A 15,519-nucleotide genomic window follows, 5' to 3' on the forward strand; every position below is an offset into this window, starting at 1 on the left:
TTTCTGCCTTTTCTAAGCCTATTGGCTTCATTGTTGGGAAAAGTAATACGTCTCTTATTGAACGTTGACCTGTTAATATCATTATTAATCTGTCAATTCCAATTCCAAGTCCACCTGTTGGAGGCATTCCTACTTCAAGAGCATTTACAAAATCGTAATCCATCATGTGAGCTTCATCATCGCCTGCTTCTCTTTTTGCAACTTGGTCTAAAAATCTTTGTTTTTGATCAACTGCATCGTTTAATTCTGAGAAGGCATTTGCAATTTCTGCTCCGTTTACAAAAGCTTCAAACCTATATGTTAGGCTTTCGTCATCATTTTTTCTTTTTGCAAGCGGAGATATTTCTACTGGATAATCAATTACAAATGTAGGTTGAATTAATTTATCTTCAACAAATTCATCAAAAAATTCTGCAATTATTTCTCCTCTTGTTGATTTTACTTCTACATTTTTCTCTTTAGCAATTTTTACTGCATCTTCATATTCTGTAATTTCGTTAAAATCCACTCCAGAATATTCTTTTACAGCATCAATCATAGAAATTCTTCTCCAAGGAGTTTTTAATTCGATTTCTTTTCCATCAAACTCTACAAGGGTAGTTCCTTTTACTTTGTTTGCTACTTCTTCTACCATTGTTTCTGTAATTTCCATCATATCTTCAAAATCGCCATAGGCTTGATATAATTCCATTGTTGTAAATTCTGGATTATGAGTTGCATCCATGCCTTCGTTTCTAAACATTCTGCCTATTTCATAAACCTTATCGAATCCACCAACAATTAATCTTTTTAAATAAAGCTCTGATGCAATTCTTAAATACATTCCAATATCCAAACTGTTGTGGTGGGTTATAAATGGTCTTGCACTTGCTCCACCTGCAATTGTATTTAATATTGGTGTTTCAACTTCCAAAAATCCTCTATTTTCTAAAAATTTTCTAATTTCAGAAATTATTTTACTTCTAAGTACAAAAACATCTTTTACTTCTGGATTTACAATTAAATCTACATATCTTTGTCTGTATCTAATATCTGTATCTTTTAGTCCGTGCCATTTTTCTGGTAAAATTTGCAAAGATTTTGTCAAAAGATCTGCGTGTTCTGTTTCTATAGAAATTTCGCCTTGATTTGTTTTGAAAACTTTTCCTTCTATTCCAATTATATCTCCAATATCATAGCCTTTTGTTTCTTTGAAATTATCTCCCATGATATTTTTACGATTTACAACTTGAATTTGTCCAAGAGAATCTTGAACATCCATAAAGCTCATATTGCCATGGCCACGTCTTGCCATAATTCTTCCAGCAACTCTTACGATTTTTCCTTCAAATTCTTCAAAATTATCTTTTATATCTTTGGATAGGCTTCTATTTCTAAAATTTACAATTTCATGTGGGTTTTTGCCGTCAGCTTTTAATTTTTCAAGCTTTTCCCTCCTAATTTGAAGCATTTCATTAAGGTCTTGATTTTTATTATCCATATTTACTCCTATCTTATTTCTTTAATAGTATAGTAGCATTTTCCATTTGGTGTAACAACTTCTACTTTATCGCCTTTTTTCTTTCCAAGTAAAGCTTCCCCAACAGGAGATTCATTTGAAATAAATCCTTCAAGTGGATTTGATTCAGCTGTTCCTACTATTTTATATTCCAAATCTTCATCAAATTCTTCATCGTGAATTAAAACTTTACTTCCTACGCTAACTTCATCTTTATTTGTAGAATCTTCAAAAGTTTTGGCATGTCTTATCATATCTTCAACTTTTGCAATTCTTGATTCGACTTCGCCTTGTTCGTTTTTAGCTTCATCGTAATCAGCATTTTCTGAAAGATCTCCAAAAGATCTTGCTTCTTTAATTTTTTCTGCTATTTCTGGTCTTCTTTTTGTCTTTAAATATTCTAGTTCGTCTTGTAATTTTTGTAGGTATTCTTTTGATAGAATTACTTCTTTTTGTTCTGTCATTTTATCATCCTTTCAGTGTGGATTTATATTTTTCTAAGGCATCCATCACTTCTTCAATTGTATTTAATTTATTAACCAAATCACGGATCTTGCTTGAGTTTTCAAGTCCTTTTATATACCATGATAGGTGTTTTCTCATCTGCGTTACTACCAATTTTTCTTTTTTATATTTTAATTCTAATTTGTATTGTTCTATAAGTTGGTCAATTATTTGTGTGGAAGATGGCTTTTCATAAAATCCCTTATTTATATAATCTTTTATTTCTTTAAATAAAAAAGGATTGCCCATTGCTCCTCTTGCAAGCATTACCCCATCGGCTTTTGTTTTATCAATTACTTTTACAAAATCTTCTACACAAAATATATCTCCATTTGCTATAACTGGAATTGAGAGATTTTCTTTTAATATTTTTATATGATTCCAATCAGCTTTTCCTGAATACATCTGTTCTTTTGTTCTTGCATGCAAAATCACATAATCTATTCCAGTATCTTGGGCAATTTTTCCTATTTCTAAATAATTTAAATTTTTTCCATCAATTCCTAATCTAAATTTGATATTTATTTTTTTGTCAGTAGATTTTCTCAAAGTCTTACAAATTTCTTCAACTAATTTTGGCTTTGCCATAAGGGCACTTCCTTCGCCGTTTTTTGTAATTTTTGCTACGGGACAGCCCATATTAAAAGAAATTTCTTTTGACTTTTCAATTGGATTTATTTTATCTTTTACTACTTTTTCAATTATGTCAGGTTTTGAACCAAAAATTTGTATGTTACAATTTTTTTCATTTTCAGAAATAAACAACAAATCGTCAGTTTTTTTATTGTCATAATAAAGAGCATTTACTGAAACCATTTCTGTAAAGGTTTTGTCTGCTCCGTATTTTTCTGCAATCAACCTAAAACCAACATCACTCACCCCAGCCAAGGGTGCCAACATTATTTGTTTATTTTTTAATTGTTCTCTCATAAATCAATCTTAAACCTTCTAAGGTTAGGTCATTTTCTACAATTTCGATGTATCTGGACTCTGATGCCAATAATTCAGAATATCCTCCAGTTGAAACTATATTTATTTCTTCTTTTGTTATTTTTTCTTTTTTTATAATTTCTTTTATCAACTGTTCTATTATTCCATCAATCAAACCAATATATCCAAAAACCATTCCAGCATTTATTGATTCTGATGTATTTTTTGCAATCGCTGATGATGGATCATGCAATTCGATTCTTGGAAGTTGAGCTGTTCTATCTATCAAAGCATCAAGACTTGTTTTGAGTCCTGGTGCAATAGATCCTCCCAAATATTGTCCATGTTTATTTACAACATCGAATGTTGATGCAGTTCCAAGATCAACTACTATAGTAGGTCCTCCATACATTTCGTAAGCTGCTACAGCATCTACTACCCTGTCAGCACCAACTTCTCTTGGATTATCATATTTTATATCAATTCCAGTTTTTGTGCCTATTCCTACAATCATAGCTTCTCTTCCAAAAAATTTTCTATTTGCAGATTGCCATGAATATAAAACATCGGGTGCTACTGATGATATTATTGTATCTTCTATATTATCTTTATCAATTTTATGAATTGCCAAAAAATTATATAGAATTTGAACTATTTCATCGCTTGTTACAATTTGATTTGTTGTAATTCTAAATTTTGTTTTTAATTTCTTTTTATTGTAAACGCCAATCACAGTGTTTGTATTGCCGACATCTACTACAAGTAGCATATATTCTCCTAAATTTTTATAATCTCAACATTAACTCTAATATGATACATCATCTTGTTTGATTTTTCAAGATTATTTACCTAATTTATATTTTCTTATTAGGGTATTTATTTGTTCAATATCTTCAAATTTAACTTGGACTGATTCTTGATTATCTTGATGGTCTTTTCTAGTAATTACTACCAAATTCCCACGTTCTTTATCAAAGCCCCATTTTTTTAATTCTTTGTAAGTATAAAATGAATCGTTTAATAAAATTCCATTTTCTCCAATATAAATTTTTGTTTTTGTATTTAGGAAAAATACTAAGCCCATAACTATCATTACAGATGCTGTCATAAGACCTGTTTGATTCTTCATTCTGATTCCTTGAAATAAATTTATAGCTCCTGTTACAATTAAAAGCCCAAACAAAATATATTCCATAGTTGATGATCTTTTTCCAAAACTTTTTACATCGCCTTGTAAATTTTTAACTGATTTTTTGCTTTTAAATAATTTAAATCCAAGCCATGCTATAAGTCCTACATAAATTAATATAATAAATTTGTCAAATTGTTTCATATTACCTCCTATTTTTATTTAAACTCAAAAAATAAGGCTTTTTTCAAAAAATGAAATAAAGCCAAATTTAATAAGATTTTAACATTTTTCTATCTTTATTTTACTCATAAACTTCTCTTTTTAAAACCCCAATAAAGGGTAGGTTTCTATACATTTGCATATAATCAAGTCCGTAGCCAACTACAAACTCATTTGGAATTTTAAAGCCAGACCAATCTGGTTTTATTTCTATTTCTCTTCTTTCTGGTTTATCAAGTAAGGTTATAATTTTTACAGAATTTGCTCCTCTTTTTATTAAAGACTCTTTCAAGGCATCTAATGTTCTTCCTGTATCAATTATATCTTCAACTAATAAAACTTCTTTTCCAGTAATATCTGTATCCAAATCTTTTATTATTTTTACATTTCCTGAAGATTGTGTGCCATTTTCGTAAGATGAAACATCCATAAATTCTAAAGTACAATCTAATTTAATATTTTTGGCAAGTTCAGCCATAAACATAATTGAACCTTTTAGAATTCCCACAAGTACAAGCTCATTTTTGTCTAAATAATATTCGTTTATTTGACCTGCAAGCTGTTTTATTCTTTTATTTAAACTTTCTTCATCAATTAGTACTTGGTCTATTACATCTTCTAAATCAATTTTCATAACTCCTCCACACTTACCATTAAAATATTCGTATCGTCATATTTTACTTTAAAATCCTCACTTCTTCTTTTTCCAACAATCCATGCTAGCTTGTTGTTTAAAAATAAAAGTGGAATTTTGTCCCTATCTTTTCTATCAATTTTTTCATCAATAAAGAAATCTTTGAGTTTTTTTCTTTTTCCATTTTTCATTGCTGTAAAATAATCGCCATTTACTCTATACCTGATTTTTATTGAAATATCATCTAAATTTTCCAAACTATAAAAAACTCTATTTTTTTTGCTAGAATTTTTATAAAAATCATAAGAAACAAGAGCTGTTTTAAATTTATAATTTCCAAAAATTTTCTTATCATTTAAATTCATATAGATTTCTTTTAAATTTTTTTCAATAGTTTTTCTTTTTATGTAAAAATCATAAGACCTATAATTTTTTTCAAAAATTAAATCATCTTTAATAATTTTTTTCCCATTTTCCAATGACCTTATTTTTATAAAATCGTCTATATTTGTTTTTGAAAAATCATTGATATTTCCATACAAAAATTCTACAGCCCTTCTTATAAGCCTTGCCTTCAACGCATCTGAAATTTCCTCAAATTCATTTTTATCAAAAGAAATATGGTTTTTATCTTTTTTTATAAGAATTTTTTCTAGCTTTTTGTCTTCAACTTTTCTTATAATTTTATAATCACTTTTTGCAATTTCTGATAAGGAAATTAAAGAATTTTTGAAATTCGGATTTATTTTTTCAATTTCTGGTATTATTTCTAGTCTAATTTTATTTCTGGTATAATCAGTTTCCAAATTTGTATAGTCTATGTGATAGGAAATTTTTTCTTCATCTAAAAATTCCAAAATTTCACTTTTAGTAAAGTCCATTATTGGTCTAATTATATCTTTGTTCTTATAATCCATTGCCCTAAGTCCATCAAGACCTGATCCTCTTATTATTCTCATAAGAACCGTTTCTGCCTGATCGTCTTTGTTGTGGGCAACTGCTATATTTGCATTTTTGTATTTATTTTTTATTGACCTAAAAAAATCATACCTTAAAATTCTTCCAGCATTTTCTGCTGAAATTTTTTCTTTTTTTGCGTAATCATCCATAGACTTATGGTCTATAAATGTTTTAAATCCCAATTTTTCTCCTGTTTTTTCAACTAATTTTTCATCCTCATTTGCATCAAGCCTATGCAGATGATTTAGGTGGGCAAGAACTATATTTATTTTGTAGTAATCTTTTACTTCATTTAACAAATAAATTAAAAATTGACTATCAGGGCCACCGCTTGCTCCAACAATTATGGTATCATTTTTTTCTATTAGATTATTTTTTTCTATTTTGGACTTAAACTTATTTATTATTTTCGTCTTTGTACACATATTCGTCTTTCTTAAGCATACCTAATTTTTCTCTAGCTATTTTTTCCTTGTACTCATCTGTATTTCTATTTTCATAGTCTTCTTTTATAGAGTCAATTTCTCCTCTTATGCTAGAAATTTTGCTGTTTGTTGTTTTAATATTAGCATTTAAATCCACAATTTGTGCATTTACTTTGCTATTAAATGATTTTGACAAAACAAATACTAATACAAAAACAAGGATACTTCCCATCAAAAATCTTTTATTCTTTTTTGACCTATTTTTAAGGTATTTTTCACATTTATTCATCTATAACCTCATACATTTCACTTGCATCATTTTTTTTAGCACCATCAATCAAGTCAAGAACTTTTACTTTTAAATTGCTTTTTCCAAAGCAAATTTCAACTATATCTCCACATTCTACATCACTTCCTGCCTTGGCAATATTACCATTTATTTTTACTCTTTCATTTAGGCAAGCGTCTTTTGCAACCTGCCTTCTTTTAATTATTCTTGAATTTTTTAAAAATTTATCTATTCTCATTAAATCACCTTAATTAATTATAACAAATAAAGACCCATTTAGTCCATAATAAAACAATTTCATTTATTTTTTATTATGAGTATAATTGTAATGGTGATATTATGAATAAAATTTTTCATATAGACTGCGACGCCTTTTACGCATCATGCGAAGAGCTTAGAAATCCAAATTTAAAAAAATTCCCAATGGCTGTCGGCGGTCTTTCAAATAAATCAATAATTACAACAGCAAATTATAAGGCAAGAGAATATGGAATCCATTCTGCCATGCCAGTTTTTATTGCCAAACAACTTTGTCCAGATTTAATTATGGTAAAAGTCGACAGAAAATATTACAAGAAAAAATCCATAGAGGTTTTTGATATTATAGAATCTTATTCTCATACAATAGAACAAGTTTCAATTGATGAGGCATATATTTTTATAGACAATAATGAAGATAAAAATATTTTAGCTCAAAAAATTCAAAATCAAGTTTTAAAAAAAACGGGAATTGGAGTATCAATTGGAATTTCTTACAATAAATTTTTGGCAAAACTTGCAAGCGACTGGAATAAACCAATGGGCATAAAAGAAATAAGCAAAGAAGAAGTGCCTGAAATTTTAAAAAATTTAGATATTAAAAAAGTTCATGGACTTGGAAATAAGTCTGTTCAAAAATTAAAAGATATTGGAGTTTATAAAATTGCAGATTTGTTAAAACTTGACCAAGAATTTTTACAATCACTTTTTGGCAAGCAAGGAAGATATGTTTATAAGGTTATTAGAGGCGAAGATAATAGGAAAGTTCAAACAAATACAAAAAGAAAATCAATAGGCAGAGAATTTACCTTTAGGAAAAATACAAAAGATTTAAAAATTTTATACGCTTATATAGACGAAATTTCCCAAAAAATCGAAGAAGATTTGAAAGCAAAAGACATAAAAGCCTACACTATAAATTTAAAAATAAAAACAGAATATTTCAAAACTCATACAAAATCCTACACCCTACTTTCTCCAATATCAAAAAAAGAAGATATTACAGAAATTGCCAAGGACTTGTTAGACCAAATTATTTCAAACGAAAATTTAAGGCTTATAGGAATTTCCCTATCAAATTTATCAAAAAAGAATCATACTCAATTAAGCTTATTCGATAAATAATTTTTTAAAATTTCATAAATAAAAAAACGCAAGATAATAGAATTTTCTACTAGCTTGCGATTTTTTTTATTCTTCTTCGTTTTCAGAATCTTCTTCAACATTTCCAGATTCTTTTGAATCTTTTTTGTCAGAATTTATATTCTCTCTTAATTTTTCTTCAATTTCGTGGAGAATGTCTTCGTTTTCTTCAAGATATGTTTTTACATTTTCCCTACCTTGGCCAAGTTTTTCTCCATTATAAGAATACCAGCTTCCTGCTTTTTCTACTATGTCTTCATCAACGGCAGAATCCAAAATTACTCCAGATTTTGAAATTCCTTGTCCATACATAATATCAAATTCTACAACTTTAAAAGGAGGAGCCACTTTATTTTTTACAACCTTTACCCTAGTTCTATTTCCTATATAATCATCGCCTTGTTGGATTCCTTTAATTCTTCTAATATCAAGTCTTACTGAAGAATAAAATTTAAGAGCCTTACCTCCAGTTGTTGTTTCAGGATTACCGAACATAACTCCAATTTTTTCTCTCAATTGATTTATAAAAATAACTGTGGTATTTGTTTTTGAAATAATTCCAGTTAACCTTCTCAAAGCTTGGCTCATAAGTCTTGCTTGAAGACCCATGTGGCTATCTCCCATTTGTCCTTCAATTTCTGCTTTTGGAACAAGAGCTGCAACTGAATCGACAACAATCAAATCGACTGCACCAGATCTTACCAAAGATTCTGCAATGTCTAGCGCTTGTTCTCCTGTATCTGGTTGAGATAAAATTAATTCGTCAATATTTACTCCCAATTTTTTTGCATATTCTGCATCCATAGCATGCTCAGCATCAATAAAGGCACAAGTATTTCCCAATTTTTGATCTTCAGCAATGCAGTGAAGAGTAAGAGTTGTTTTACCAGAAGATTCTGGTCCAAATATTTCTATAACTCTTCCTCTAGGAAGTCCACCAACTCCAAGAGCAATATCAAGATTTATTGCGCCAGTTGGAATTACAGTTACATCAACCTTTGGAGCTTCGCCCATTTTCATAATAGCACCCTTACCATATTTTTTTTCAATATTTTTAAAAGCTTGGCTTAGGGCTTTTTCTTTATCATTATCTGTGTTTTTTTCTTTTTCTTTAGCCATATATTTTCCTTCCTATTTTATAAATTTAAAAATAAAATTTGTCTTCAAAAATCTAAAAAATTTTCTTTAAAATTTATATATCGTCTAAATTTAAAACTTTTTTATTTTTAACTAAATAATCAATTCCTGAAAGCACTGTCAATACAACTGCTACATAAAATAAAACAAGACCTATTGAATTTAATGTAGGATTATTTAATAATAGCATTACAGTAGATACGCATTGGCTCATTGTTTTTGCTTTTCCGCCCTTGCTTGCTGCAATTGTTATATTATTGCTTGCTGCAAGTGTTCTAAGCCCTGTAATAATTAGCTCTCTTGAAATTATTAAAATAACTGCCCAGCTTGGGATTATATTTGTTGCTGTCAATAAAACAAATCCTGCCATAGTCAAAATTTTATCTACTAATGGATCCATAAATTTCCCAAAAGTTGTAACCAAATTTCTACTTCTTGCAAGATGTCCATCAAGAGCATCTGTCAAAGATGCAACTGCATATAAAATTGCAGCAACATTATACATTCTACCAAAAATTAAATATAATACCACAAATACTGGCACCAAAATCATTCTTACGGTTGTAACTTTATTTGCTATATTCATATTACTCTCCTTCTAAATAGCTATGATCTACCAAAACTTTTCTAGGCTTACTGCCCTCGTAACCACCGATTACGCCACGAGCTTCCAATTGGTCAATTATTCTCCCAGCTCTAGCATATCCTACTTTTAATTTTCTTTGCAAAAGAGAAACTGAAGCAGTGTTTTCATTTATAATAATTTCTATTGCCTCATCAATTAATTCATCTTCATCATCATTTTCAACAATTTTTGTTTTTTCCTCAACAGTTTCCATAGCTTTTTTATCGTATTCTTCTTCGCGAGTTTGTTTTATATAATTTACAACTCTCAAAACTTCAGAATCCGATACAAAAGCTCCCTGAATTCTCATAGGCTTCATTGCATCTGATGGAGAAAATAACATATCTCCTTTTCCAAGCAAAGTTTCTGCTCCGCTCATATCAAGAATTGTTCTTGAATCAATTTGACTTGTAACTGCAAAAGCAATTCTTGATGGAATATTTGCCTTGATTGTTCCAGTTATAACATCAACTGTTGGCCTTTGAGTTGCAATTATCAAATGAATTCCACAAGCTCTAGATTTTTGAGCAAGTCTTGTAATATAATCTTCAACTTCACTTGCTGCTGTCATCATTAAATCTGATAACTCATCTATTATTATAACAACATAAGGAAGTTTTTCTATATTTTCATCAATTTCTGATAAATCTCTGTATGATGAAATATCTCTTACGTGATTTTCTTCAAATAATTTATAACGTCTTTCCATTTCCCTAATTGCCCAAAATAATGAAGACGATGCTTTTTTTGGATCAGTTATAACTGGCATAATTAAATGAGGAATTCCATTATAAATTGAAAGCTCTACGATTTTCGGATCTATCAAAAGTAATTTAACTTCATCTGGCGAATGCTTATATAAAATTGACATTATAATCGTATTTATACAAACACTTTTTCCAGATCCTGTCGCACCAGATACAAGAAGATGGGGCATTTTTTCTATTGCAGAAACTTTTGGCAATCCTGATATAGATTTTCCCAAAACAAAAGGAAGTTCCTTAGTGCTTTTCATAAACTCTTCGCTTGCAATCATTTCTTTTAAGCCAACAACTTCTTTTTGTGAATTTGGAACTTCTATTCCAACGTGACTTTTGCCTGGAATTGGTGCTTCAATTCTTATATCGCTTGTCGCAAGTGCAAGGGATAAATCATCAGATAAATTTAAAATTTTTGAAACTTTTACACCTCTTTGAGGTTTTAATTCAAAACAGGTTACGCTTGGTCCGATATTAATTTGAACAACTTTTGATTTTATACCAAAAGAATCCAAGCACTCCTCAATCCTTCTCGCCTTATCTTTTATATCATTTTGGTCAAGCTCGCTATCATCATCTCTATCATCAAGAAGATCTAGTTTTGGAAATTTATAATTTAAAGTATATTCTTCCTTAAAAGTTTGGTCAAAATCTGATAAATCGACTTGTTTTGATTTGTAGGAATTTATTTTTGCCTTTTCAAATCTTTGGTCAAAATCATCCTTATTTTCTTTTTCTACTTCTTCTTCAATCTTTATAACTTTATTTTTGCTTAAATCTTCTTTTTTATCTATATCTTCTCTTTTTTTGTTTTCTCTATTATTTCTAATTTTTTTAAGCTTTTTTTCTCTAAAGTAGGTTTTTATTTTGTTGGAAATTTTCATATAGTTTTTTCCAATAAAATTTCCAAAAATTACAGTTTTTTCTTTGGTCTTTGTAATTAAGTCCTTATAAGATATGCCTAATAAATTTTTAATTAAAGAAATCCAAAAAATAATATATAAAATTATTATTCCTGCACTACCTATAAGCCTTTCTAGATAAAAACTAATATTTACTCCCAAAATGCCACCAGATTCTCTTATCATTCTTTCAGCATTTTTAATTGATAGGGACAAAGTTTTATCCAAAAATTTCATAGATAAAATTGCCATAGTTAATAAAATCAGGATAAATAAAATATTAAATATCCTAAAATTTTTTTTTAACTTATCCATAAATACAAATAAAAAACTTATAAAAACAAAAATAAAAACAAAGTAAGACATAAATCCAAAAATTCTAAAATTTGTATATGTAATAAAATCTCCCAATCTTCCAGTATTTGGAAGTATTAAAAATATTAATCCTATTAGAGAGATAAACATAAAAAATATAGAAAATGATTTCTTATTAAATTTTCTATTTGCAGATTTTTTTGAATATTTAGATTTTTTTCTTTTTCTATTTGAATTTGTATTTGCCATATTCACCTCACATAGATTATATAACAAAGGAGAAAATAAATAAACTGCCTAATAAATGGCAGCCTTCTTTTAACTTCTACAAAATTTTATTTATGGTGCAAAATGAATTAAAAATTTTCGCACAAGAAAAATAATTAATTCATTTTAACCATAATTTTTTGTAGTTAGTTTATAAAATCTTTTAAGACTTAGTCTTCTTTAGATTGTTTTTTTTCTTCTTCAATTAATAGGGCTTTTCTTGAAAGATTGATTCTTCCTTGCCTATCAATTTCTGTAACTTTTACTCTTACCTTATCTCCAATTTTTAAAACATCTTCAACTTTTTCAGTTCTTTTTGTATCAATTTGAGATATGTGTAAAAGTCCTTCTTTGCCAATTGCAATTTCTACAAAGGCACCAAAGTTCATTATTCTTTTTACTTCGCCTTCATAAATATCGCCAGCTTTTGGATCAGTTACAATTGATTTAATCATTTGGATAGCTTTTTTTCCGCTTTCTCCATCATTGCTTGCAACTGTTATGTGTCCATTGTCTTCAGTTTCAATTTTTACACCAGTTGCATCAATTATTTTGTTGATTGTTTTTCCGCCGGCACCAATTACATCTCTAACTTTTTCTGGATCAATATCTATTGAAAAAATTCTTGGGGCATATTTTGATAAGTCCTCTCTTGGCTTGTCAATTGCTGATGTTATTACATCAAGAATTTTAAGTCTTGCCTTATGAGCATCAGCCAAGGCTTCTTCTAAAACTCCTTTATTTATTCCAGAAATTTTCATATCCATTTGAAGAGCAGTAATTCCATCTTTTGTTCCAGCAACTTTAAAGTCCATATCTCCAAGATGATCTTCAAGTCCTTGAATGTCTGTAAGAATTGAAATTGAATTTTCTTCTTTGATTAAGCCCATAGCAATTCCTGCAACAGGTTTTTTAATTGGAACTCCTGCATCCATAAGTGATAAAGTCGAACCGCAAATTGATGCTTGTGATGATGAACCGTTTGATGATAAAACTTCACTTACTACTCTTATTGTGTAAGGAAAATCATTTGTATCAGGCAAAACTGGAATTAAAGCTCTCTCAGCCAAATGTCCATGTCCAACTTCACGTCTTCCAGGTCCTCTTAGTGGTCTAATATCTCCAACGCAAAATGGTGGGAAATTATATTGATGAATATATCTTTTTGTAATTTCTTCTCTGTTCATTGAATCAATTACTTGTTCTTCCCCAGGAGATCCTAATGTTAGAACTGATAAAACTTGAGTTTGACCTCTTTGGAATAATCCAGAACCGTGAGCTCTTGGCAAAAGCCCAGCTTCTGCAGATAAAGGACGAATTTCATCCATCTTACGTCCATCAGGTCTTATTTTATCAATTGAAATCATTCTTCTAACTTCTTTTTTCATAATAGAATCTACAGTTTTGTGAATTTCATCTTCACTTTCTGGAAATTCCTCTAAGAAATCTTCCCTACATTTTTCTTCTATTTCGTTAATATCATCTTCTCTTTGAACCTTATCAGTTGTTCTTATAGAATTTTTAATATCTTGTGTGTATTTATCTTTAATTTTTCTTTGAAGTTCAGTTTCAACTTCTTCACAAACTTCCATTTTTTCCTTGCCAATATCATCAATAATTGTTTGGATAAAAGCGCAAATTTCTTTAATTTCTGCATGAGCTACCATCATAGCTTCAAGCATTTCATCTTCTGATAATTCATTTGCACCAGCTTCAACCATGTTAATTGCATCAGCAGTACCTGCAACTGTTAAATCAAGAGATGATTTTTCTCTTTGGTCTTTATTTGGATTCACAATAAATTTTCCATCAACATATCCAACAGAAACAGCAGCAACTGGTCCATAAAAAGGAATATCAGAAATTCCAAGAGCAATAGATGCACCGATTGTTGTCATACAATCAGGTTCATTATCTTCATCTACTGAAAATGGGGTTGCAATTACTTGTACATCATTGTAAAAATTTTCTGGAAACAAAGGTCTTAAAGGTCTATCCATTTGACGAGAAATTAGAATAGCATTGTCTGATGCCTTACCTTCTCTTTTTATAAATCCACCAGGAATTTTCCCAACTGCATAAAGTTTTTCTTGATAATCACAAATAAGTGGGAAAAAATCAATTCCCTCTCTTGGCTTGTCACTTGCAACAGCAGTAACTAATAAAATTGTATCGCCTGTTCTAATTAAACATTCGCCATTAGTTTGCTCAGCAACTTTTCCGATTGTTATAGAAAGATCGGAACCATTTTGTGACTTATATTCATAAGTTTTTTCCATTTTTTCTCCTAACTACAAAAAAGACGGGATAAGTCCCGTCATATTTAACTATTTTCTTAATCCAAGTTTTTCAATAACTTCACGATATCTTTCAATATCATTTTCCATTAAGTAATTTAAAAGACCTTTTCTACGTCTAATCATTTTGAAAAGTCCTCTTCTTGATGAGTGGTCTTTTTTGTTTGCCTTTAAATGTTCAGTAAGTTCTTTGATTCTTTGAGTAAGAATAGCAATTTGAACTTCTGGTGAACCAGTATCTTTTTCGTCTTTTTGAAATTGTTTAATAATTTCTGTTTTTTGATCTTTATTTAACATAAAATCCTCCTAAAATTTATTCGCCATAACCATGAAATAGTCCGAGGAAACTTAGTCCATAGTTAAGGTATCTTTGATATTATACCAAATATCTTTATTTTTGCAAAGAAAAAATTGCATATTAATTTTATTTATTTAAAAATAAAATTAATCCCAATTTTTTAAAAATCTAATTCATTAATTCCTGCTTTAAAATCAAAAATTTCATAATCATATCCACAGTCTTTTACTAATTTGAAAATATCTTCGTTTTTTATAAAAAGAGTTTTAGTGTTGTCGTCTGGATGAAAGGTCATAAGATCATTTTCTTCTATCATATCTTTATCAAAGAACACTTTTATATTTTCATTTGTATTCATCAAACCAAAAACTGATATAATTCCTACTTCTTGCTCCATTATTTCATAAACTTTTTTCGGATCAAGAAAGTGCATTCCTTTTTCATTTAATAATTTATTATAATCTTTTAAGCTAATCATTTTTTTATCATCCATAACTATCAAATAATATTGTCTATTTTTTCTATTAGCCAAAAAAAGATTTTTTGTCCTTGCACCTTTTTTTCCTTCAATATATTTATCAGCTTCTTCTGTAGTTTCAGCTGGAGGATGTTCTACCATATCATATTTTATATTTAATTTATTAAGTCTATCAAATACTTTTTTTGAACTACTCATAATAATCTCCTTTTTTTAAAATTTTCCAAATAACAATTTTAAATTCTATATTATAAATACCCAATAGTATTAAAAATAAATTTGGGCACAAAAAAAAGAGCAGTTACCTCTCTTTAGATTGCTTTCAATGTATTCAAATCCTCACGCTAAGAATATCATACGGAAAAAATTGATTTGATTTCAAATTTGAAAATTCGTCAAAAATCGCACTGTTTGAGCGTTAGCGAGTTTGCGATTTTAGAATTTTAAAAT

16 protein-coding genes are annotated in these 15,519 nt (G+C 28.9%); 1 reads left to right on the forward strand and 15 read right to left on the reverse strand.

All coding sequences use genetic code 11. From position 1 onward, the window contains the following. The 9 genes from lysS to HMPREF2782_RS04740 form a co-directional block, all read right to left on the reverse strand. Positions 1–1,480 (reverse strand): lysine--tRNA ligase (lysS, locus tag HMPREF2782_RS04700; RefSeq protein ID WP_070641242.1); only part of this gene is annotated, 1,480 nt, incomplete at its 3' end. Between the two features lie 8 nt (positions 1,481–1,488). Continuing rightward, positions 1,489–1,962, reverse strand: a complete 474-nt coding sequence (gene greA, locus HMPREF2782_RS04705; protein WP_004838392.1) for a transcription elongation factor GreA — start codon at positions 1,960–1,962, stop codon at positions 1,489–1,491. Positions 1,963–1,966: 4 nt separating this feature from the next. After that, positions 1,967–2,932, reverse strand: coding sequence for a tRNA dihydrouridine synthase DusB (gene dusB / locus HMPREF2782_RS04710; protein ID WP_070641244.1), 966 nt, complete (start codon positions 2,930–2,932; stop codon positions 1,967–1,969). Then, positions 2,910–3,701, reverse strand: coding sequence for a type III pantothenate kinase (locus HMPREF2782_RS04715; RefSeq protein WP_070641246.1), 792 nt, complete (start codon positions 3,699–3,701; stop codon positions 2,910–2,912). Before HMPREF2782_RS04715 ends, dusB begins: the two co-directional genes overlap by 23 nt. Positions 3,702–3,773: 72 nt before the next feature. Next, positions 3,774–4,265 carry a DUF5673 domain-containing protein gene (locus tag HMPREF2782_RS04720; RefSeq protein ID WP_004838389.1) on the reverse strand — a complete coding sequence of 164 codons (492 nt, stop codon included), beginning with the start codon at positions 4,263–4,265 and terminating at the stop codon, positions 3,774–3,776. Positions 4,266–4,365: 100 nt separating this feature from the next. After that, positions 4,366–4,917, reverse strand: a complete 552-nt coding sequence (gene hpt / locus HMPREF2782_RS04725) for a hypoxanthine phosphoribosyltransferase (RefSeq protein ID WP_019118025.1) — start codon at positions 4,915–4,917, stop codon at positions 4,366–4,368. Continuing rightward, on the reverse strand, positions 4,914–6,302 hold the full coding sequence (tilS, locus tag HMPREF2782_RS04730; RefSeq protein ID WP_070641248.1) for a tRNA lysidine(34) synthetase TilS: 1,389 nt from the start codon (positions 6,300–6,302) through the stop codon (positions 4,914–4,916). Before tilS ends, hpt begins: the two co-directional genes overlap by 4 nt. After that, complete coding sequence (locus HMPREF2782_RS04735; protein ID WP_004838386.1) at positions 6,274–6,591, reverse strand: FtsB family cell division protein; 318 nt, start codon at positions 6,589–6,591, stop codon at positions 6,274–6,276. The genes tilS and HMPREF2782_RS04735 overlap by 29 nt, the downstream gene beginning before the upstream one ends. Further along, complete coding sequence (locus HMPREF2782_RS04740) at positions 6,584–6,829, reverse strand: RNA-binding S4 domain-containing protein (RefSeq protein WP_004838385.1); 246 nt, start codon at positions 6,827–6,829, stop codon at positions 6,584–6,586. The genes HMPREF2782_RS04735 and HMPREF2782_RS04740 overlap by 8 nt, the downstream gene beginning before the upstream one ends. Before the next feature lie 101 nt (positions 6,830–6,930). Between HMPREF2782_RS04740 and HMPREF2782_RS04745 the strand changes: the two genes are divergently transcribed. After that, the gene (locus HMPREF2782_RS04745) at positions 6,931–7,974 is read left to right on the forward strand and encodes a DNA polymerase IV (protein ID WP_070641250.1); all 1,044 of its coding nucleotides are present in this window, start codon (positions 6,931–6,933) and stop codon (positions 7,972–7,974) included. Positions 7,975–8,040: 66 nt separating this feature from the next. On the opposite strand, the gene recA is transcribed toward HMPREF2782_RS04745, so the two are convergent. From recA to HMPREF2782_RS04775, 6 genes are all read right to left on the reverse strand, one after another. Continuing rightward, positions 8,041–9,111, reverse strand: coding sequence for a recombinase RecA (gene recA, locus HMPREF2782_RS04750; protein ID WP_070641252.1), 1,071 nt, complete (start codon positions 9,109–9,111; stop codon positions 8,041–8,043). 73 nt (positions 9,112–9,184) lie between these two features. Then, entirely contained in the window at positions 9,185–9,715 is a 531-nt protein-coding gene (gene pgsA / locus HMPREF2782_RS04755; RefSeq protein WP_004838382.1) for a CDP-diacylglycerol--glycerol-3-phosphate 3-phosphatidyltransferase, read from the reverse strand. A 1-nt stretch (position 9,716) separates the two neighbouring features. Beyond that, positions 9,717–11,978 (reverse strand): DNA translocase FtsK, encoded by a 2,262-nt coding sequence (locus tag HMPREF2782_RS04760; protein WP_070641254.1) that lies wholly within the window; start codon positions 11,976–11,978, stop codon positions 9,717–9,719. Positions 11,979–12,166: 188 nt separating this feature from the next. Further along, the gene (locus HMPREF2782_RS04765) at positions 12,167–14,275 is read right to left on the reverse strand and encodes a polyribonucleotide nucleotidyltransferase (RefSeq protein ID WP_070641255.1); all 2,109 of its coding nucleotides are present in this window, start codon (positions 14,273–14,275) and stop codon (positions 12,167–12,169) included. Positions 14,276–14,323: 48 nt separating this feature from the next. Then, positions 14,324–14,590, reverse strand: a complete 267-nt coding sequence (gene rpsO / locus HMPREF2782_RS04770) for a 30S ribosomal protein S15 (RefSeq protein ID WP_004838379.1) — start codon at positions 14,588–14,590, stop codon at positions 14,324–14,326. Between the two features lie 161 nt (positions 14,591–14,751). Continuing rightward, positions 14,752–15,267, reverse strand: coding sequence for a YbaK/EbsC family protein (locus HMPREF2782_RS04775; protein WP_070641257.1), 516 nt, complete (start codon positions 15,265–15,267; stop codon positions 14,752–14,754). Between the last annotated feature and the right edge of the window lie 252 nt (positions 15,268–15,519).

The sequence above is a fragment of the Anaerococcus sp. HMSC068A02 genome (assembly GCF_001811125.1).
GTDB lineage: Bacteria > Bacillota > Clostridia > Tissierellales > Peptoniphilaceae > Anaerococcus > Anaerococcus vaginalis_C.

Excerpts from the sequence above, each read along its gene's own strand:
- greA (WP_004838392.1), bottom strand. The coding sequence starts at position 1,962 with ATGACAGAACAAAAAGAAGTAATTCTATCAAAAGAATACCTACAAAAA.
- dusB (WP_070641244.1), bottom strand. The coding sequence starts at position 2,932 with ATGAGAGAACAATTAAAAAATAAACAAATAATGTTGGCACCCTTGGCT.
- HMPREF2782_RS04715 (WP_070641246.1), bottom strand. The coding sequence starts at position 3,701 with ATGCTACTTGTAGTAGATGTCGGCAATACAAACACTGTGATTGGCGTT.
- HMPREF2782_RS04720 (WP_004838389.1), bottom strand. The coding sequence starts at position 4,265 with ATGAAACAATTTGACAAATTTATTATATTAATTTATGTAGGACTTATA.
- hpt (WP_019118025.1), bottom strand. The coding sequence starts at position 4,917 with ATGAAAATTGATTTAGAAGATGTAATAGACCAAGTACTAATTGATGAA.
- tilS (WP_070641248.1), bottom strand. The coding sequence starts at position 6,302 with ATGTGTACAAAGACGAAAATAATAAATAAGTTTAAGTCCAAAATAGAA.
- HMPREF2782_RS04735 (WP_004838386.1), bottom strand. The coding sequence starts at position 6,591 with ATGAATAAATGTGAAAAATACCTTAAAAATAGGTCAAAAAAGAATAAA.
- HMPREF2782_RS04740 (WP_004838385.1), bottom strand. The coding sequence starts at position 6,829 with ATGAGAATAGATAAATTTTTAAAAAATTCAAGAATAATTAAAAGAAGG.
- HMPREF2782_RS04745 (WP_070641250.1), top strand. The coding sequence starts at position 6,931 with ATGAATAAAATTTTTCATATAGACTGCGACGCCTTTTACGCATCATGC.
- recA (WP_070641252.1), bottom strand. The coding sequence starts at position 9,111 with ATGGCTAAAGAAAAAGAAAAAAACACAGATAATGATAAAGAAAAAGCC.
- pgsA (WP_004838382.1), bottom strand. The coding sequence starts at position 9,715 with ATGAATATAGCAAATAAAGTTACAACCGTAAGAATGATTTTGGTGCCA.
- HMPREF2782_RS04760 (WP_070641254.1), bottom strand. The coding sequence starts at position 11,978 with ATGGCAAATACAAATTCAAATAGAAAAAGAAAAAAATCTAAATATTCA.
- HMPREF2782_RS04765 (WP_070641255.1), bottom strand. The coding sequence starts at position 14,275 with ATGGAAAAAACTTATGAATATAAGTCACAAAATGGTTCCGATCTTTCT.
- rpsO (WP_004838379.1), bottom strand. The coding sequence starts at position 14,590 with ATGTTAAATAAAGATCAAAAAACAGAAATTATTAAACAATTTCAAAAA.
- HMPREF2782_RS04775 (WP_070641257.1), bottom strand. The coding sequence starts at position 15,267 with ATGAGTAGTTCAAAAAAAGTATTTGATAGACTTAATAAATTAAATATA.